The 18,549-nt window shown below is 54.3% G+C and carries 19 protein-coding genes; 5 read left to right on the top strand and 14 right to left on the bottom strand.

The window, feature by feature from the left end; translation table 11 throughout:
- The 12 genes from zapD to BLW97_RS01095 form a co-directional block, all read right to left on the bottom strand.
- A complete protein-coding gene (gene zapD / locus BLW97_RS01150; RefSeq protein WP_075322069.1) occupies nt 1–747 on the bottom strand; it encodes a cell division protein ZapD in 747 nt (248 codons plus the stop codon).
- 95 nt (nt 748–842) lie between these two features.
- Entirely contained in the window at nt 843–1,451 is a 609-nt protein-coding gene (gene coaE, locus BLW97_RS01145) for a dephospho-CoA kinase (protein WP_075322068.1), read from the bottom strand.
- Between the two features lie 6 nt (nt 1,452–1,457).
- Complete coding sequence (locus BLW97_RS01140) at nt 1,458–2,258, bottom strand: prepilin peptidase (protein ID WP_075322067.1); 801 nt, start codon at nt 2,256–2,258, stop codon at nt 1,458–1,460.
- A complete protein-coding gene (locus tag BLW97_RS01135) occupies nt 2,255–3,613 on the bottom strand; it encodes a sigma-54-dependent transcriptional regulator (RefSeq protein ID WP_242947635.1) in 1,359 nt (452 codons plus the stop codon). Before BLW97_RS01135 ends, BLW97_RS01140 begins: the two co-directional genes overlap by 4 nt.
- Entirely contained in the window at nt 3,610–5,223 is a 1,614-nt protein-coding gene (locus BLW97_RS01130; RefSeq protein WP_065973655.1) for a two-component system sensor histidine kinase NtrB, read from the bottom strand. Before BLW97_RS01130 ends, BLW97_RS01135 begins: the two co-directional genes overlap by 4 nt.
- A 32-nt stretch (nt 5,224–5,255) precedes the next feature.
- Nucleotides 5,256–6,974 carry a type IV-A pilus assembly ATPase PilB gene (gene pilB / locus BLW97_RS01125; protein ID WP_075322066.1) on the bottom strand — a complete coding sequence of 573 codons (1,719 nt, stop codon included), beginning with the start codon at nt 6,972–6,974 and terminating at the stop codon, nt 5,256–5,258.
- On the bottom strand, nt 6,944–7,828 hold the full coding sequence (locus BLW97_RS01120; protein ID WP_010640538.1) for a shikimate dehydrogenase: 885 nt from the start codon (nt 7,826–7,828) through the stop codon (nt 6,944–6,946). The genes pilB and BLW97_RS01120 overlap by 31 nt, the downstream gene beginning before the upstream one ends.
- Before the next feature lie 263 nt (nt 7,829–8,091).
- A complete protein-coding gene (locus tag BLW97_RS01115) occupies nt 8,092–9,243 on the bottom strand; it encodes an anhydro-N-acetylmuramic acid kinase (RefSeq protein ID WP_242947633.1) in 1,152 nt (383 codons plus the stop codon).
- Nucleotides 9,244–9,281: 38 nt separating this feature from the next.
- On the bottom strand, nt 9,282–9,764 hold the full coding sequence (locus BLW97_RS01110) for an FKBP-type peptidyl-prolyl cis-trans isomerase (protein ID WP_024893405.1): 483 nt from the start codon (nt 9,762–9,764) through the stop codon (nt 9,282–9,284).
- Nucleotides 9,765–9,819: 55 nt separating this feature from the next.
- Nucleotides 9,820–10,833: a ferrochelatase gene (hemH, locus tag BLW97_RS01105; RefSeq protein WP_010640554.1), complete on the bottom strand. Its 1,014-nt coding sequence runs from the start codon at nt 10,831–10,833 to the stop codon at nt 9,820–9,822.
- A complete protein-coding gene (gene xth / locus BLW97_RS01100) occupies nt 10,833–11,603 on the bottom strand; it encodes an exodeoxyribonuclease III (RefSeq protein WP_010640556.1) in 771 nt (256 codons plus the stop codon). Before xth ends, hemH begins: the two co-directional genes overlap by 1 nt.
- 5 nt (nt 11,604–11,608) lie before the next feature.
- Complete coding sequence (locus BLW97_RS01095; RefSeq protein WP_075322065.1) at nt 11,609–12,211, bottom strand: glutathione S-transferase N-terminal domain-containing protein; 603 nt, start codon at nt 12,209–12,211, stop codon at nt 11,609–11,611.
- 80 nt (nt 12,212–12,291) lie between these two features.
- Between BLW97_RS01095 and BLW97_RS01090 the strand changes: the two genes are divergently transcribed.
- Genes BLW97_RS01090 through prmB form a run of 4 tightly spaced genes read left to right on the top strand, consistent with a single transcriptional unit; the run spans nt 12,292 to nt 15,128 of the window.
- A complete protein-coding gene (locus BLW97_RS01090; protein WP_075322064.1) occupies nt 12,292–13,140 on the top strand; it encodes a 23S rRNA (adenine(2030)-N(6))-methyltransferase RlmJ in 849 nt (282 codons plus the stop codon).
- A gap of 33 nt (nt 13,141–13,173) precedes the next feature.
- Nucleotides 13,174–13,458, top strand: a complete 285-nt coding sequence (locus tag BLW97_RS01085; protein WP_075322063.1) for a DUF2322 family protein — start codon at nt 13,174–13,176, stop codon at nt 13,456–13,458.
- 12 nt (nt 13,459–13,470) lie between these two features.
- Nucleotides 13,471–14,232 (top strand): exodeoxyribonuclease III, encoded by a 762-nt coding sequence (locus BLW97_RS01080; RefSeq protein ID WP_075322062.1) that lies wholly within the window; start codon nt 13,471–13,473, stop codon nt 14,230–14,232.
- Complete coding sequence (gene prmB / locus BLW97_RS01075; RefSeq protein WP_075322061.1) at nt 14,232–15,128, top strand: 50S ribosomal protein L3 N(5)-glutamine methyltransferase; 897 nt, start codon at nt 14,232–14,234, stop codon at nt 15,126–15,128. The genes BLW97_RS01080 and prmB overlap by 1 nt, the downstream gene beginning before the upstream one ends.
- Here prmB and BLW97_RS01070 read toward each other — a convergent pair.
- A complete protein-coding gene (locus BLW97_RS01070) occupies nt 15,123–16,049 on the bottom strand; it encodes a LysR family transcriptional regulator (protein WP_075322060.1) in 927 nt (308 codons plus the stop codon). The two genes, prmB and BLW97_RS01070, sit on opposite strands and share 6 nt — an antisense overlap.
- A gap of 91 nt (nt 16,050–16,140) precedes the next feature.
- On the opposite strand from BLW97_RS01070, the gene BLW97_RS01065 reads away from it, so the two are divergent.
- On the top strand, nt 16,141–17,709 hold the full coding sequence (locus BLW97_RS01065) for an MFS transporter (RefSeq protein WP_075322059.1): 1,569 nt from the start codon (nt 16,141–16,143) through the stop codon (nt 17,707–17,709).
- Here the strand turns inward: BLW97_RS01065 and BLW97_RS01060 are convergent.
- Nucleotides 17,625–18,539, bottom strand: coding sequence for a mechanosensitive ion channel family protein (locus BLW97_RS01060; RefSeq protein ID WP_010640572.1), 915 nt, complete (start codon nt 18,537–18,539; stop codon nt 17,625–17,627). The two genes, BLW97_RS01065 and BLW97_RS01060, sit on opposite strands and share 85 nt — an antisense overlap.
- Nucleotides 18,540–18,549: the final 10 nt, after the last annotated feature.

The following is an 18,549-nucleotide window of genomic DNA, read 5'->3' as shown; positions in this document are numbered from 1 at the left end:
CTACAGGGCACTCAGACCCAGCCTGAAGGTGATGGTGGATTCTATCGCGCGGCCCGCGCCCTGGTCCAACCATTGCAACCACTGAATGTGAAAACGATGAATACCTCCACTGATTTTGGGGTAACAATCCATATCATCGGCAATTTCCAGACGGATCAATGAGGGCGGTCGACGCGGATCAAGAGCAGAACCATAGCGCCCTTCCTGAGCATCCACGAGTGACCATGCACAGGAATCCCGCAGCAAAGCCAGAATCAAATCGACACTTTGCTGCAATAATTCCAGCCCTTTCTCCCAACCACCAAGCAGGATTTTCGCGCGTTCCGGTGTCTGCTGATTCCAAAAAGCCAACAAAGGTAAATCGCAGTCTGCCAAACCGCCAGCCACCCCCATACGACCCCGCGCCAGCTGAATGATTTCCTGATGTCGTAATAACTCTCCAAAAGCTTCCCGATGTTCACGCAGTAATTTGAGTTGCTGATTAATGCGAAACTGCCAGGCCTGCAGAGGCCGCTCATCCACCTCAGGACTTTGGGACCAGATACTGAGGGTTTGCCCAAGTCGCTCCAGCTCCAGAATCAAGTCCAGGCGCAGCTCAGGTCGACTGCAAAAATCCAGCAGTTCATTATATGGACGCAGTGCCTGTCGCAAATCTCCCTCATGAATACGCTGCACCTGCGCAAAAACGCTCTCCATGCGCAACAACAATCGGGCGCGTTCGTGGAGGGGATGCTCATAAACTGCCATGCCTGTCCTTTTTTATCCGTAAAAACCGTTCATAGCGACAGCAATTGATGCACCATTTTCGGGCATCAACCGACAGGTTGCCACAGGCAATTTTTCTAGGCAAATCCACGGGCTTTATGAACGGTGTCCCAGTAAAACAAAACGGCTTCGCGCAAAGCCTGCACGTCTTTTTCATTGCTAATAACATAATCTGCAGCGGCATTCCGCTCGGCACGCGGAAGTTGTGCCGCCAGAACAGCCTCAATTTGCGCGTTGGACCAGCCGGGACGCAACTGTAATCGTTCAATTTGCAAAGCACTCGGACAATCAATGACCAGAACCTGATCCAGCAGGGCCTGATAATGATTTTCGACAAGCAACGGGACTACCCAGACGATGACCGCTTCGGGCTGATCCTTTTGCAGGCTTTGACTGCGGTCCAGAAAAAGTTGGCGAATCCGGGGATGCAACAGGGACTCCAGCCATTTTTTGGCGGCCGGATCGCTGAAAATCCGGTCCCGCAACAAAGACCGATCCAAACAACCATCCGCCAGCAAATATTGTGGCCCCCATTGCCGGACAATCTCCGCGTAGGCCGGCTGGCCCGGCTCAACCAGCTCACGGGCCATGAGATCCGCATCCAGAATATGCGCACCCAAGGCCCCCAACATCTCCGCCACGGTACTTTTGCCGCTGGCAACTCCGCCGGTCAGTCCTATGCGCATGATCGATCAGGCTCCCAGCAAATGTAGATAAGCGTGGACAATCTCCTCAGGCCAGAGGAACATGAGCCAGCCCCCCAGCGCCAGATAGGGCCCGAAGGGTATGGCGTAATCCCTGCCTTTTCCCCGCAACAAAAAGACGGTGGCAACCAGCCCCCCGCTGATGGCGGCTATAAACAGGGTGAGGAAAACTGCCTGCCAGCCCAGCCACGCACCAATCAGGCCGAGTAGCTTGAGATCACCACCACCCATGCCATGCCGTCCGGTCATTTTCAAATACACGGTCGCCAGCAACCATAAGCTGCCGTATCCCAGAACAATACCGAGGAGGGCATTCAATGGCGTGGTCAGGGCTAGTCCCGACCCCAAAAAAGCGGAAGCATTTATGAGCAGACCGAGGAGCATACCCGGTTTGGTAATGCGGTCCGGGAGCAATTGAGTTTCCAGATCAATCAGGGTAAGCGCCAACAAAGCCCAGGTGAAAAGCAGTGCAGGAATTAATGACCAACGGAATCCCCACTGCCAGGCAACCACTACGCTGAATATCGCCGTTAATAACTCCAAAGCCGGATAGCGCCAGGAGATGGAACTACCACAAGAATGACAGCGACCACGCAGCAATAACCAGCTCAGCACCGGAATGTTTTCCCAGGCATGGAGCACATGCCCACACTGTGGGCAATGGGAAGAAGGCCTAATGATTGATTCCCGGCGAGGAACACGGTGCACGACCACATTGAGAAAACTGCCAATCAGCAACCCGAACAGTCCCACAAAAACGTATTCGGCAACGGGAAAAAGTAGCGTCACCTCCCCCTCCCAGTCACGGCACGGGTCAATCTGAGTGCAAAAGATTGTGGACAAATACCCAGTCGTGTCGCCGCCGCCACCGGGTCTCCAGAGACCTCTGCAAGCACGGATCGGAGCAAATCGGCTTCGGCACTATCCAGGGTACAGGCAACCCCGGATTCGGTTTTCGGGGCGGCTGAAGAGAAACTTCGGTCCACATTCCGGTTCGGAGCAACGTGATTTCCATTTTCAAGAATATTCTTGTCCGGAAATACCAGACTACGCTCCAGCAAATTCTCCAGTTCGCGCACATTACCCGGAAAATCATATTGCTGCAGCTTTTCCAGGACGTCTTCCGCCAAAATGGTCGGGCTCTGGTCTGCTTGCCCATTGATGCGCTGAAGAATCGCCTCAACCAGCTGGGGAACATCTTCCAGTCGTTGCCGTAATGGCGGCATGTGTAACTGCACCACATTCAGCCGATATAGAAGGTCTTGACGAAAGCTCCCAGCCTCCACCATCGCGCCAAGGTCGCGATGCGTCGCCGAAATAAACCGCAGATCCAAAGAAATTTCGCGCGCTCCACCCAGCGGCCTGATCACCCGCTCCTGAATGGCACGCAGCAACTTGACCTGCATCAACATGGGCAACTCAGCAATTTCGTCCAGAAAAAGCGTGCCTCCGTTAGCCGCCTGGAAAAGCCCCTGGCGGGACTGGGTTGCGCCAGAATAAGCGCCTTTTTCGGCACCAAATAATTCGCTCTCAATCAAACCTTCGGGAATCGCGCCACAATTCACGGCCACAAAAGGCTTGTCCTGCCGCAGGCTGGAATCATGAATAGCCCGTGCAGCCAGCTCCTTGCCGGTTCCTGACTCGCCCGTAATATGAACAGGGGCATTACTACGGGCCAGCTTGCGAATATCTGCTCTTAATTGCTGCATTACGAGAGACTGACCGATCAGCCGGTTCGTCGCATCCTGCTCCATACCCTGGGGATGATTCAGCTTGAGCGCCTGGGCAACCAACTGACGCAGGCGTGCCAACTCAATGGGCTTGGACATATAGTCAAAAGCCCCCGCCTGCATGGCCTCTACAGCACCATCCGCTGATGAATAAGCCGTAATGACGGCCACCGGAATATGTGGATGGGCATTGTGCAAATATCGCACCAAATCAATACCTGAACCATCTGGCAAACGTAAATCGCTCAGCACCAGCGAGGGGAGATCATGAGATAGACGGGCATGAGCCTCAGCCAGAGAACCTGCTCCGGACACCTGCAGCCCCATACCCTGCAAAGTAATCTTTAATAATTCAACAATATTGGGCTCGTCATCTACGACCAATGCCGAGGGAACAGGACAATTCGTCATCATGCCGCCTCCTCGTGCGGGTCCCAACAGGGCAGAAATATTTTGAAGATAGCACCACATTCAGGGTGATTTTCGCAAAGCACTTGTCCATTATTCATCTGGATCAACTCGCGCACCATTGGTAAACCCAGTCCGGTACCCCGAGAGTTGGTCGTAAAAAAAGGCTCAAAAATGCGTTCCATGACTTCCGGTCGGATGCCGGGACCGAAATCTCTTAAAGTCAGCATGATTTGTTCTTTTCCATAACGTTCTGCACTGATTTCCACCCGCACCAATCCATCTTCGTCAACGGCATACTGGGCTGTATTATGCAGCAAATTCCAGACAACCTGACGCAATTGTGCGGGATCTGCGTAAATCAGCAAGCTCATGGGAATATCCTGAACCAGCACATGCATGTCCGCCAACTGCGGATCGGCCTGAAGCTGAACAATCAATTTCGGCAACCAGCTGGATAAGGCGATGGGCTCCAGATGGGCGGGTCCCGGTCGCGCCATTTCCAGCACCGACTCGACAATGGCGTTGATACGCACCGTTTCCCTTTCCAGAATTTCAAATAAATGCCGAGAACTAGCATTTTCCATGCTCTCATCAAGCAGATTGGCTGCGTGACGGATGACACTGAGCGGATTGCGGATTTCGTGGGCAATATTCGCAGCCAAGCGCCCCAATGCGGCGAGTTGCGCCTCACGCTCCATCGCCCGCAACACAGAAGCATCCCTTAACAACAACAGCCGGTAGGGACTCCCCGGAAGCGTAATTTTTCGTACCATCAATGAGGGAGTCTGGTCTCGTAAAGCCGGATCTTCCGGACCCAAAGGAACCAGAACTTCAGTATCGTTCCCATGATTTTTAATCAACATGGCGGCCAAACGCGCCTGCACCAGATCCAGGGCAACGGGTACATTGCCCCAAAACCGGTAACCAGAGAGTTTGCGGGCAATCGGATTGCTCAGGATAACCCGGTTATGCTTATCCAGCACCAGGACGCCCACATCCATGTGCTCGACGATTTCCCGGTTGAGCACATTGAGGTTGAAAAGCTCCTGGTCACGTTGCAGGGCCAAACGATGGTCGCGATCCAGACTCCGCACCAGACTGTCCGCCAGCACGGCTACTGCTACCAAGGCCAGGATATAAATGAATAACTGACCCAAAAGAGGATGCACACTAGTCATGCCCCCCTGCAGAGACTCCAGCACCAGAAGTAGCAGCAATACCCAGACAAATAAAAAAGCACCCCTGCCACGCAGCAAACTGGCCACAGACACCAACAACAAAAAAGGCAGAATACTGAAGGGACCGTTTATCCCACCGCCATAGCGCAGGAGCAGCAATACCAGGACGGTATCCATCAACACTTGTAACCAGATATGCCAACGCGTCTGGCCTGGAAACCTCATAAGCAGGAACAAAATATAAAACAGACTTATTCCCGCAGCGACCAGCGTAAGCACAATAAGCGGATGATTATGCGCATCTATATCCAGAATGCTTTTACTGAACGGCAATTGCACCAATACGGCAATCGCCGCCGCAATCAGGAGGCGATATGCGGAAACACCCCACAGACGCCGCCAGGATCCGTCCTGCTGGATGGACTCAGATACCATGAATTTGAATTTTGTGGTTCTGCATCAGTTATTCATTGCAGATTGGTAACCCGCAAAACTTCTTCCAGACTGGTTATGCCTTCCTTGATTCTGCGTAGACCATTCTGGCGCATGGTGAGCACCCCCTCACTGGCTGCCTGTCGTGCCAGATCTATAGCGGTGCCACCCCGCATGATGATTTCGCGCATCGCTTCACTGACTGGCATGACTTGATAGAGCCCGATGCGCCCTTTATAACCTGTTTTATTACATTCATCACAACCGGTAGGACCCATGGGACGCCAGCCTTGCAGATCATCCGCAGCAAACCCGGCTTCCACAAGCGCCTGATCAGGAATACGAACCGGCTTTTTGCAATGCGTACACAGCTTTCGAGCCAGACGTTGGGCCATGACCAGGTGCACCCCACCGGCGATATTGTAGGTAGGAATACCCATGTTCTCCAGACGGGTCAGGCTCTGAGGTGCATCATTGGTATGGAGCGTGGCCAGCACCAAATGTCCGGTCTGGGCAGCTTTTATCGCAGTTTCTGCGGTTTCCAGATCGCGGACTTCACCGACCATGATAATATCGGGATCCTGACGTAAAAATGACCGCAGGGCAGCGGCAAAATTCAAGCCGATCCGCTCATTGATATTCACCTGATTGATTCCATACACCGGAATTTCTACCGGATCTTCCGCCGTGCTGATATTACAGTCACCCGTATTGAGAATGTTCAATGCGGTATATAGCGTCGTGGTTTTACCGGAGCCGGTAGGTCCGGTCACCAGAATCATGCCATAGGGACGGTGAATGGCCTCTTCAAAGGCTTTGCGTTGTTCCGGTAAAAAACCCAGTTGTTCGATGGGCACTTTGGAGCTGGCAGGATCCAGCAGACGCAGGACAATGGTTTCCCCGAAACTGGTTGGCAGGAAAGACACACGAAAATCAATGACCCGAGCCGGAGGCACACGCACCCGCAAGCGTCCATCTTGAGGCAAACGCCGCTCCGAAATATCCAGGCGACAGAGAATTTTCAGCCGCGACGTGACCCCATCCCGCAAGGCCAGTGGCGGATGCAGAGCATCCTGCAACACCCCATCCAGGCGGTAACGCACCCGGAAATCCTTCTCATAGGGTTCCAGATGAATATCCGATACGCCGCGCTGAATCGCATCCAAAAGCAGCTGCTGCACAAAACGCACCACCGGTGCATCATCCACAGTGCCATCGCTATCCTTGGATAAATCAAATTCTTCCTGGGCATCATCGGTATTTACATCCGATGACTTTTCAAGGAAGACATCATCAATTCCTGTTCCGGCATTATTGGCCAGGTGTACCGCGCGCATCAGCTTGTTGGCTTCCACAAGTATCGGCACAACTTGCAGGCCGGTATTGAACTTGATGTCCTCAACGGCTTTGAAGTCGGTAGGATCTGCCATCGCCAGATAAAGTGTCTCGCCGCGTTTGGACAAGGGCAGAACGAAATAACGGCTCATCAGATTTTTATCAATCCGGCGTATCAACAGGTCATCAATCATGACCGCATCCAGATCAAGCATTGGCATATTGTAGCGCTGGGATAAATGCGCCATCAGCGCAGGTGCCGAAACAGCGCCTTTTTCTACTGCATAAAACAGTAATGGTTTTTTTCCCCGCCCGGGATCACTAGCCAGGGCAAGCAATTGCGCCTCATTACCCAACCCATTGCTGACCAGTGCCCGCAATACGGGCGTTAAAGTGATTTGTTCCGGGTTTGCAGCCATCGACGTAATGTATCCTCCACAGTTTGGGTTTGCGGCAGAACGCCCGTCCAGATCCGGAAACTTTCAGCCCCCTGTTCTACCAGCATACCCAACCCGTCAATAGCAACCCGTCCGTACTGACGAGCCGCGCGTAACAATGGGGTTTCCAACGGGTTATAGACGATATCGTACACATTGCCATGATTTGGCAACAACTCCAGATCCAGTTCCGGATGGCTTTCCCCATACAAACCTAAGGCGCTGGTATTCACCAGCAATAGCGTCTGCGGCAAAATCCGGGCAAGGATTTGTCGTTCCAGTGGCAGAGGATGCAGGGGGAATTGGGGAAATTCAGCCGCCAGTTTTTCGGCGCGCTCGACATGGCGGTTGGCCACATAAATAGCGGGACAGCCAGCCGTTCCCAAGGCATAAATAATGGCCCGGGCTGCCCCACCCGCACCAATTATCAGAACGGGGCCAGAGCGCCAATTATCCCCCGCATGACGCTCCAAAGCCCGCTGAAATCCAACGGCATCGGTATTGTCTCCCATAAAACGACCCGCTGCATAATGTACCGTATTTACTGCACCAATCTGCGCTGCGGCTGGACTGAGCTCGTCCATCAGGATCTTTGTGGATTCTTTATGCGGCACCGTGACATTGAGTCCCAATACACCGGCTGCCGCCAACCCTTTGAGCGCTTTGGGCAAGTCAGCAGCCATCACTGGAAACGGCACATACACCATGTCGATCCCCAGTTGTTGCGCAAACAGCCGATGCATCCAGGGGGATAAACTGTGTTTTACCGGGTCACCGATGATTCCGTAGACGGCAGTTTCTCCACCGGGATGCCATGTTTCTACTGCTGTTACCAAAATCTGCTCCTCATAAACCCAATGCCGCAGCAATTTTTATAAAACTTATCTAAAAAACGGCAGAGGGTCGGGAGGCTTTTTGCTCCAACGCCCCTTGCCTGTTGTTCTAAGGCTCATCCTGCTGTCAGGAGAGAACTCGCCCTACGGGCTCAAACAGCTCTCCTGACGGGCGCTGGATTTCGCCAAGAACAACAACGGCGCGGGACAAAGTCGCTGCAAAGCCTCCCGACCCTCTGCCGTTTTTTAGATGACAGAACCAGATATTAAGCGTGGGCCAGTCGAGATAATAATTCCAGCCAGTTCCTGCCTGGCAGAATATTGCCCAATACTACCGGCTCACGAACTCCCGTCACCTGACCATAGGCTAGAGCTTTTCCTCGCAAGCATTGTTCACCCAACCAGGCAAAGGCCAAAGCCTCAAGCGCCTGACTGGGAATCCCGCTTTGTTCTGAACCATTATGTACCTGCAACTCAGGTAAAGCCGACTGCAATTCCCGCATCAGCGTTGGATTTTCAGCGCCGCCGCCAAACACCAGCAATTCTTTTGCACCCGGTGTCCATTTTCGCAGGGCATCTGCCACCGTTATGGCCGTCAATGCCGTTAACGTAGCCACAAAATCCGCTCCCGAATATTTCCAGTCATTCCACCATTGACCGGCCAGCCGATCATCAAAACTTTCCCGACCGGTACTTTTCGGTGGAGATTGCAGTAAATAGGGGTGTTTCAGCCATTGGGCGAGGGGTAACGCCTGGACCTTACCTGTCGCTGCCAATTTGCCATCCAGATCACAGCAGGCTTCTCCGCCACTTAAAATCCGGACAGCCGCATCAATCAAGACATTCCCGGGCCCGGTATCAAAGGCCCGCAAAGCCCGGGAGTCATCACGGCCAGGGATCCAGGTCAAATTTGCCATACCGCCCAGATTCAGAACCAGAAGGGGCTGATCTGCCTGAAACAGGCGCTGATGAAATGGGGGAACCAATGGTGCACCCTCACCTCCAGCAGCAACATCTGCTCGCCGAAAATCGTGAACCACCGTCAGACCCGTAGCGATAGCCACATCAGCAGCGGAACCAATCTGCAGGGTAAAACCGGGAACAGCACGCGGCTGATGCCGAATGGTCTGGCCATGCAGGGCAATAAAATCGACCGGACCCAATTTATGGATGGCAGCCACTGCCACCTCCGCATAACAGGCTCCCAGTTGCCGATCCAGAATGGCCATTTGCTCAACGCCCAGCGGGCCATTGGCAGCAAGCACCATTTCCAGCAAGGGCGCAGCAAAAGCCTGGCTGAATAAACCGGCATATCCCCGTGCGGGAGTAACATCGCAATCCAGCACCGCTGCATCAACGCCATCGGCACTGGTTCCGGACATCAAACCCAAAGCGCGCAAGCCGTTACCGCTTCGCAACAGGATTCAGAAATTGTTCCTGCGGCGAACAGCCTCGCTCAATGTTCGTGACCGTGCTCACCATGTACGTGGCCGTGAGCCAGTTCTTCTGCAGTCGCATCACGCACATCCAGTACCGTGACATCAAAATTCAGCGTCATTCCGGCCAGAGGATGATTCAAATCAACGGTCACCTCTTCGCCTTCAATATCAATCACCGTGGCCAGACGGGCACCTTCGTCCGTCTCGGTTTCAAACTGCGTCCCGATTTCAAGATCTTCCGGATCATCAAAATCTTCCTTGGCAACCACCTCCACCAGATCTTCATCCCAGTCGCCATAACCTTCTTCGGGCGGAATGGATACTTCAACCTTGTCACCCGTGCGATGCCCGGCCAACGCCTGTTCCAATCCGGGAATGATTCCGTGGTGTCCGTGCAGATAAATAAGTGGTTCTTCACCTACAGAGCTGTCAATCAGCTCTCCCTCTTCATCGGTGAGGGAATAGTCGATGGTGACTACCTTGTCGTTGCTGATGATCATATTGGGCGTCCTATAGATGAGGGCTGGAGGATAAAGACTGATTTCAGTGAGAATTCTAGCTTGACTGGGCAGAAACGGCAAAATTTTCCGGGGTCTCCCAAAACTGCCAGGAAGGCGCAAGAATCTCGCTGAATGCTTTGATCCACAAAGGATTGTCATTAAGTGCCGGAATATATCGCAAAGTCTTTCCGCCAGCATTCAAAAAAGTTTCTTTGCCTTCCAGCGCAATTTCCTGGAGAGTCTCCACACAGTCCGCCGAAAACCCGGGGCAGAGAGCATCTATTTCCCGAACCCCCTGCCGGGCCAGATTCTCCAGGGTTTTGTCCGTATAAGGCTCAAGCCATTTTGCCGCGCCAAAACGACTCTGGAAGGTCTGAACCCATTCCTCCTGCTTCAGGCCCAACGCCTGTACCAGAAGTGCCGTGGTGGCTTCGCACTGTTGACGATATGGATCACCCAACTGAATAGACCGCTGGGGCAGGCCATGAAAGGAAATGAGTAACTTTTCAGCGCGACCGTTTTCCTGCCACCAGTGGCGGACACTTTCTGCCAGCGCATGAATATAGGCAGGATGGGTATGCCAATCCCGGAGCATGCGCAATTCGGGAATATCGCGCATACCGCGCAATACATCGGCGACCTTGTCGAATATGGAAGCCGTAGTAGCTGCGGCATATTGGGGATAGAGCGGCACCACCAGTAATTTTTCGCATCCCGATTGGCGCAATTCTGCCATTTTCTGCGGTAAGGACGGTTTTCCATAGCGCATGGCCAGAGCTATGCGGACCTGCCCGGAAAAATGGGTATCACAGTACTGCTGCAAGCCATCCGCAAGACGTTGACTGTAAACCATCAAAGGGGACCCTTCGGGCATCCAGATGCTGGCATAATTGCGTGCCGAACGCGCCGGACGGAAAGTCAGAATCGGACCATTTAATATGGGCCACCAGATAATCCGGGGCAATTCCACCACCCGCCGATCACTGAGGAACTCGCGTAGATAACGGCGCACGGCAGAAGCTGTAGGAGCTTCAGGCGTACCCAGATTGACCAGCAGAACACCAATCATCACACCTCCTCAAGTTGAATCAAAACGGGTGCGTGATCTGAAGGTCGTTCAGCAGCCCGTGCATTCCGATCGATGACTACATCCTGAACCTTCGTCATCAGGGCATTGGAGGCCAGAATCAAATCAATCCGCAACCCGCGATTGCGGCGGAATCCTGCCGCCCGATAATCCCACCAACTCCATTCCTGAAGATCACCATGCTGGTGACGCCAGCTATCCTGCAACCCGAGATTCAGCAGGGCCGTCAGGGCTGCCCGTTCGGGGGGTGAGCACAGGACCTCTTCACCCCAGGCCACCGGGTCATAAACATCCCGGTCATCGGGGGCAATATTAAAATCTCCAACGAGCAGCAGCCGGGGCCACTGCTGCAATTCCTTTGCAATCAACGCGCGCAAACGCTCCAGCCACTGCAGCTTGTAGGGATATTTGTCACTTTCCAATGACTGACCGTTGGGCACATACACATTCACCACCCGGGTACCCGCGAAAGTGCCGGCGCAAAGCCGCGCCTGACCGTCGCTTCCATCAGGCCAATCACAGCGCCCATCTTCCGGCACGCTGCGACTGAGTATCGCCACGCCGTTATAGGTAGGCTGCCCATGATATATTGCGTGATAACCCGCTTCAGCCAGTTCGGCAACGGGAAATTTTTCATCGCTGAGCTTGGTTTCCTGCAGACACAGCACATCCGGAGATTTTTCCTGCAACCACTCCAGCACTTGCGGAAGCCGCACCTTCAGTGAATTGACATTCCAACTGGCCACTTTCATGGACATTACTGCGGTAGTGTCGCACTGACACTTGGCCGTAAACGCATACTGTGCATCCAGGCCAACAAATCGGGAAACTGGACCAGAAAGTCCGGAGCCCGCAGATCCACATAACCCACTGCAGCTACCGTCGCAATTTGTGACAGATTCAATACCGGCGCGGACCCCACGTCTTTCCATGCCCTGGTTTCCTCCTGAAGCATGGCCAGCGCCGTAGTCACCTTGCCGCGCGCGCGCTGCAACATGTTCAGATCCTGACAATCAGCCGCGTGACGCTGCTCCAGAACCCAGGCGATGGTTGTATCCATGATGCCGCTGGCCAGTGCTTCCACACGCAGGGCTTCAATACGCGCTTCCGGGTCCTTGGGAATAATCGCCGGGTCCGGGCGCAACACCTCCAGGTACTGAACAATCACCGCAGAATCATAAACTGCTGAACCATCATTGCGCAGCAGTACAGGGATTTTGCCGAGCGGATTGTGGGCCAGAGCGGCGTGATCCTGAGTCCGCAGATTAACCCACTCCACTTCGCAGGGGATATTTTTTTCCAATAGCACCATACGGACCTTGCGGGCGTAGGGGCTGGTTTCGGTAGCGAACAGGCGCATCTTTTTTCTCCTTATGAGTAGGCCGGCGTTGACTCTGTTATCATGACTTAAATTATCATCCCTAGCCAAGCCCAGGAATCATGAACTACCAACATCATTTTCATGCCGGTAATGCGGCAGATTGCATCAAACATCTGGCGCTTTATCTTGTTTTGGAAGCCTTGACCCGCAAGGACACCCCCCTGGCCTACATCGACACCCATGCCGGGGCGGGCAGTTACCCGCTGGGCAATAGCGGAGAACATCTCGGCGGCATTACGCGCCTCTGGGCAGATCGGCGCAGCCTGCCCCAATCCGGAGAATGGCTCAAACGTATACAGCAGATCAATCACGACAAACAACTGCAGCACTATCCCGGCTCGGCCCGGCTGGCCGCCGAACTGCTCAGGCCGGAAGACAGGATGATTTTATGTGAAACAGAGGCGGAAATTGCCACGCAGCTACGGGCGAATATGGGTAAAAGACCGCACACCAGTATTTTGAACGAAGACGGATATCGCGCCCTTTTTGCCCATATTCCTCCGCAGGAAAAACGCGGTCTAGTGTTGATTGATCCGCCCTTTGAGCGTCGGGACGAATGGGAAATGCTTGCCGATACCATACTGCGTGCCTATCAACGCTGGCCGCAGGGAACCTATCTCATCTGGTATCCCATAAAAATACGGGGTACGATCACGCGGTTCTGGCAAGCCATACGCGGCAAAATTGCGGCGCAGGTATTTGAACTGACACAACGGCCGGAAGAAGGTCGCGAAGCCCTGGCCGGTAGCGGGTTATTGCTGATCAATGCGCCTTGGGGCGTCAAGGAAGCCCTCAGCGCCGGCCTTACCGAACTTGGTCCTCTACTGGCCGACCCGCAATCCGGAGGATTCTGGTCTCTGCGTTGCAGCGGCTGGGCCGCCCCTGAAAAAGCCGGTCATAAAAAATGATTCATCTCAATCACGCAGAAAAAGGTTAAGCGGATGGACAAAGAAACTCTTCCCAATATCGATCATATTCAAAAGCTGCTGCTTTATGGCGGCCCCTCCGCGCAGCTACAGCAGGAGCTGGTCAAAACGCCCGGCGCCGAAATCAGTGTCGCTGTCCTCTATCAGCTGGCCCTGCGTCATGGCGTCATCAGCCCCACTGCAGCGCGTGAAGGTCTGGCCCTGCTGGCTACTACGGGGTCAGCCGGCGACAGTGGCCGCAAAATTCTGGAAAAAGTGATTGCCGACAGCGATTTTCTGGCTGTACGGGTCATGCGCTGAAGGAAACGGACATTGCGTCTTTACAGCTGGAATGTGAACGGCTGGCGGGCAGCCTGCCGCAAAGGTTTGCGGGACTGGGTGAAAGAGACCGGTCCCGATTTGCTCTGCACTCAGGAAACCAAGGCGGATCCTGCAAAACTGACCGCTGCGGAAAGTCGCCTGGAAGGATATGGCAGCTGCTGGGCCGTGGCCGAACGGGCCGGTTACAGCGGCGTCGCCACTTTCAGCAAAATTCCCGGACAAACTTCTCATGCGGGCTTGGGCATAGAGCGTTTTGACCGCGAAGGCCGGGTGGTTGTCACCGATTGCGGCGATTTTGATTTGTACAACGTTTATTTTCCCAACGGCAAAAAAGATAGCGAACGACTGGCCTTCAAGCTGGATTTTTATGCCGCCTTTCTGGCGCATATCAACCAGAAAGCGGCGGCAGGCCGCCCGGTGATTTTTTGCGGGGACGTGAACACGGCGCATCAGCCCATCGACCTCGCCCGCCCCAAGGAAAATCAGCGCATTTCCGGCTTTCTTCCCGAGGAGAGAGCCTGCATGGACCAATGGCAACAGGCTGGTTGGGTGGATAGTTTTCGTCACCTTCATCCCGATGAGGCCCGTTACTCCTGGTGGAGCCAACGCACTGATGCCCGAAGTCGCGACATCGGCTGGCGCCTCGATTATTTCTGGGTACACCAGAGCCTTCTGCCGCGCCTGCGCGCTGCGGGTACCGCTACGGAAGTCATGGGTTCTGACCATTGTCCCGTCTGGCTGGAGATTATTTGATGCGCCTAGAACAGTATGTGCAACTTGCCGAAAATGACCTGTTCACCGTGGCAGACTTGCGGCGCTGGGGTAGCAGCCGCTTTGCTGCCGCTGATCTGGACTTCAGTCAGGGGCAGCAAAATCCCCGCGCCGAGGCCGATCTGATCCTGGCGCGCGCCCTGCACCTGGAACCCGAAGATCTTGCGGACTTTTCAGGTGCCCGGCTGCTGCCGGAGGAAAAGCGCCGGGTATTGCAACACTTTTATGCGCGTGAAATTCTCCGCAGGCCGGCGGCCTATATTACTGGAGAAGCCTGGTTCGCCGGGCTGCGCTTTATGGTGGATGAGCGGGTATTGATCCCCCGCAGCCTCATTGAGCCCTTTATTGAAGAGGGCTTTGCGCCCTGGGTGGAAGAATCGCGCATCCAGCGTATTCTCGAAATCGGTACCGGTTCCGGATGCATGGCCATTACCCTGGCCCTGCGTTTTCCCCATGCTGAAATAGATGCTGTAGATATTTCTCCAGAGGCCCTGGCTGTGGCGCGCAGCAATGTCCAGAAATACGGGCTGGAAGATCAGGTACATTTATATCAGTCAGATTTATTCTCGGCTTTGCAGGGCCAACGTTACGATCTGATTATCAGCAATCCCCCCTACGTGGATGCCGCAGCCATGGCCGAATTACCCCCGGAATACACCCATGAGCCACGCCTGGCCTTGGCTGCCGGCACAGATGGGCTGGACTGTCTCCTGCCCCTGCTGGAGCAGGCTCCCCGGCATCTGGAAGCAGGCGGGGTATTGATTGTGGAAACCGGCGATGCAGAAGTAGCGCTCAGCGAACAAAGACCCGATTTGCCGCTGATCTGGCTGGAGCACCCTGCGGGCGGCTCCGGTGTTTTCCTGATGACGTATTCATGAGTCAATACTAATACCTTCAATGGGATGTTTTTCCTCGCTGAACAGCAACTGTAAAAACACCCGCACCGCCCGCGACTGAAAATCCCTCTGCGGGCGAATCAGAAACAGCGTCCAGAATAACCCGCGCGGCGGTTCCAGGCGCAGGGAGGCCAAAGGCCAGCGGACCTTGTCCAGAGCCTCCACCGAGGCAAAGCCAATACCCAATCCCGCCGCGACCGCGTCGCGCAGGGCTTCGACGCCCGTCACCTCCACGCTGTAACGGGCACACAATCCGGCATGGGCAATGGCGGCCTCCACGCGGCGCCGGATTCCTGAATGGGCTTCTCTCCAGACAATGGGTTGTTGCAGAATTTCCTCCCAGCGCGCCGATTGTCGTCCTTCCTGCACCCAGGGATGATCCCGGGGCAGAATGGCCACCAGTTCATCTTCGCGCCAGGCTTCCTGCTCCATGTGTTGGGGCAAATGGTCTGCAACGATTTGTTCTTCGGTAAACAGCAAATCCCAACTCCCCAAAGAAAGGGCATCCGGCAAAGGACCCGTTTTCAATTGCAACTGGATACTCGGGTAGGCACTGCGGAAGCGCGCCAGATGTTCCATCAAAAAATAGTTGGCGACCGTATTAGTAGCCGCAATGCGTAAACTGCCTTCCTGCAGGTTCTGACGTCGCGCCGACCAGCTTTCCACCTCCTCCAGGCTTTCGCGCAGGCGGCGGGCATAGGGCAACAGGGACTCACCCGCTGCCGTCAGCTTGATACCGCGACCACTGCGTTGATAAAGCGGTTCTCCCAAATTCAGCTGCAATGCCCGCAGCCGCTCGGAAACAGCGGGCTGGCTGCGCTGCAACATCCGGGCCCCACGTCCTACCCCTTCGGCTTCGGCAACAGCCAAAAAGGCCAATAATTCTTCTGCATGTATTTTCAATAGGATTTTCCGATGAATGCGTACAAATCAATCTATTAGTTCTATATTAGTGACAGCGCTACAGTAGGGCAAATTTGATGGGAGACACCCGATGGAGCGTATCCAGCCATTGTCCAGAACCTGGCCACTTTTTGCAGGCGTAGCATTGGCTTTGGGCATGGGTTCTTTTGATGGCGCCTCGGTGCAGGGTATTTTTCCCTATGTGGCGGGCGGCCTTTCCACCAGTAACGATCACGCCCTGTGGACTCTAACCTACTTCATCGTGCACTGGTCCCTGGGCATCACTCTCATGCCCTGGACCACCCAACGCTTTGGCATGCGGCGCGTATTCCAGATGGCGGTTATGGTCGCTGGTATTGGTACCATCATTAGCGCCACCACCAGTAATCTCTGGATCATGCTGCTTTCCCGCGCCCTTGAAGGGATTGCCGCCGGGCTGCTGGTCCCTCTGAGCCAGAGCCTGTTTCTGCGCCATAGTCCCGAACGACAGCATGGCCTCGTCACCATTTTCTGGAGTAATGCCATGCTGGTTCCCTTTTTTTTCGGGCCGGCCCTGGGCGGTTTTTTGGCTACAGACCTCGGTTATCGCAGTATTTTTCTGCTTTCCCTGCCTTTCTGGATACTGGCATTACTGCTCGGTAGCAGTGGTATCCCCAAAGATCAGGGTCGAAAAAACATGCCACCCTTTGACGGCTGGGGATTCGGCCTGCTCTACGCCGGGCTGATGAGTCTGCAAATCGTACTCGATCAGGGCGAAGAATATGGCTGGTGGCACTCTGCGTTTATTCTGAAAATGACCCTGATTGCTCTGGCTTGTTTTTTGCTGTTTGCCTGGCGCGAAAGCGAAACAGCCCATCCCCTGCTGGAAATCCATTTTCTGAAGCGGCGCAATTACTGGTTGGGGCTTTTGTTACTCTGCCTGGGATGGGCCATGTTCATGGGCTGGGCTTCCATTTTACCGCTTTGGGCGGAAGAAGATCTGGGCTTCAACGGCTTCTGGGCCAGCCTCGTTCTTTTCCCCATTGGGCTGGGGGCGATCCCCCTGTCCACCCAGATGGATCGCCTCCGGGGTCTGCTGGGCTTGCGTCGTCTGGCTGCCTTGTGTTTCAGCATTTTTGCCTTTGCCTATGGCAATGCCTATCTCAGCCCCATCAGCAGTCTGTCTGACCTTTTTATACCCATCCTCCTGATCGGCATCGGCGTCGGCATGCTCTTCGTGCCCCTGACCCTCATCATTCTTTCGGGTCTGGATAGCGAAGAAATCCCTTCAGCGGCAACGACCAGCAACTTCATCCGGGTATTCAGTGCAAATATCGGCGTCAGCCTGCTGAGTGTCTATTGGACCCGTTACAGCGCCATGGCTGCCGATCATTTTCGCGGGCAGATCAGCCGCTTCCAGAGCCACCAGGATTTATCAGCGGCCATGTTGCACAGCATGATCATGGTCAAAGCCGACACCCTCAGTATCGACAACCTGTTGCGACTGTCCATGTGGATTTGCCTGGCCGCCGCCCTGATAGCCTATTTTTTCATCATCCCCCCGAGCCGTATGAAAACAGCCAGCGGCCCGCAAAACTATGTGGAAGAGGAAGAAGAGGAAACCGGTTTTGCGGCTTCGGCAAAAGCCGAAGCCGCCGACGGCGCCAGAACCACTTCCTGACGCGGGCGGGGAATTTCTATACCGGCATTTTCAAGGGCATCCGCCAAAGCCCAGTTAAAAGCCGCATGGGTACTGCCAGGGCGCATCAATCCGTCACGCTCTACCCAAACAATCATCTCGCAATCATATCCTGCTTCACCAAAAGCGTTGAGCCAGAGTGAAGGTGGGTACTGCTTGTTTGGCGTACATAAGGGATGCGCCAAGGCGGTATTCACCACCAGCTCACGGAGTTTTTCCCGGTCAGTCCCGTAGGGAACCCGAAAAGGAACGTGAATACGCATGACCGGATCATCTAGACTCCAGTTAATCACTTCCCCATTCACAAACTGGGAATTAGGGACCAAAACATCCACATGGTCGTTCGTCATTATCTGGGTATAACGCACGCTGAGTTTTTTGACTTCGCCGTGCAGGCCATTTTCCTTGATCTGAATATAATCTCCGACCTTGATACTGTGTTCAAAAAGCAGAATCAGACCAGAGGCAAAATTGCTGAAAATATTCTGCAGACCAAAGCCCAAACCGACACCGACTACGCCACCGAGAATACTCAGACTGCTGAGATTGACGCCCACCGTTTGCAGGGCAATCAAAATACCCAGAGCAATGACGATATAGTAGGTCAACCTTGAGATTGCATAAGCCGTCGCCGTACCCAAGCTTCGGGACAGGGTTTTTCGTATCAGCCTTCTCAGCCAGATGGCGCCCCACCAGAGGAAAAACAGGATCAGCACAAATTCGACAATACCCAGGGGTTCAATAAGAATATTGCCCGGCAAATGCCATGGCGTGGTAAACCATCGCCAGAAAGCCCCCAGATAATCATGCATATTCGGTTTC

Source organism: Acidithiobacillus albertensis, assembly GCF_001931655.1.
Lineage (GTDB): Bacteria > Pseudomonadota > Gammaproteobacteria > Acidithiobacillales > Acidithiobacillaceae > Acidithiobacillus > Acidithiobacillus thiooxidans.
The sequence above is the reverse complement of the archived record's forward strand: the minus strand, read 5'-3'. Positions and strand labels throughout refer to the sequence as shown.

What these genes read in the sequence shown, in the direction of transcription:
- zapD (WP_075322069.1), bottom strand. Translation starts at nt 747, where the DNA reads ATGGCAGTTTATGAGCATCCCCTCCACGAACGCGCCCGATTGTTGTTG.
- coaE (WP_075322068.1), bottom strand. Translation starts at nt 1,451, where the DNA reads ATGCGCATAGGACTGACCGGCGGAGTTGCCAGCGGCAAAAGTACCGTG.
- BLW97_RS01135 (WP_242947635.1), bottom strand. Translation starts at nt 3,613, where the DNA reads ATGATGACGAATTGTCCTGTTCCCTCGGCATTGGTCGTAGATGACGAG.
- BLW97_RS01130 (WP_065973655.1), bottom strand. Translation starts at nt 5,223, where the DNA reads ATGGTATCTGAGTCCATCCAGCAGGACGGATCCTGGCGGCGTCTGTGG.
- pilB (WP_075322066.1), bottom strand. Translation starts at nt 6,974, where the DNA reads ATGGCTGCAAACCCGGAACAAATCACTTTAACGCCCGTATTGCGGGCA.
- BLW97_RS01110 (WP_024893405.1), bottom strand. Translation starts at nt 9,764, where the DNA reads ATGATCATCAGCAACGACAAGGTAGTCACCATCGACTATTCCCTCACC.
- hemH (WP_010640554.1), bottom strand. Translation starts at nt 10,833, where the DNA reads ATGATTGGTGTTCTGCTGGTCAATCTGGGTACGCCTGAAGCTCCTACA.
- xth (WP_010640556.1), bottom strand. Translation starts at nt 11,603, where the DNA reads ATGAAAGTGGCCAGTTGGAATGTCAATTCACTGAAGGTGCGGCTTCCG.
- BLW97_RS01095 (WP_075322065.1), bottom strand. Translation starts at nt 12,211, where the DNA reads ATGCGCCTGTTCGCTACCGAAACCAGCCCCTACGCCCGCAAGGTCCGT.
- BLW97_RS01090 (WP_075322064.1), top strand. Translation starts at nt 12,292, where the DNA reads ATGAACTACCAACATCATTTTCATGCCGGTAATGCGGCAGATTGCATC.
- BLW97_RS01085 (WP_075322063.1), top strand. Translation starts at nt 13,174, where the DNA reads ATGGACAAAGAAACTCTTCCCAATATCGATCATATTCAAAAGCTGCTG.
- prmB (WP_075322061.1), top strand. Translation starts at nt 14,232, where the DNA reads ATGCGCCTAGAACAGTATGTGCAACTTGCCGAAAATGACCTGTTCACC.
- BLW97_RS01065 (WP_075322059.1), top strand. Translation starts at nt 16,141, where the DNA reads ATGGAGCGTATCCAGCCATTGTCCAGAACCTGGCCACTTTTTGCAGGC.
- BLW97_RS01060 (WP_010640572.1), bottom strand. Translation starts at nt 18,539, where the DNA reads ATGCATGATTATCTGGGGGCTTTCTGGCGATGGTTTACCACGCCATGG.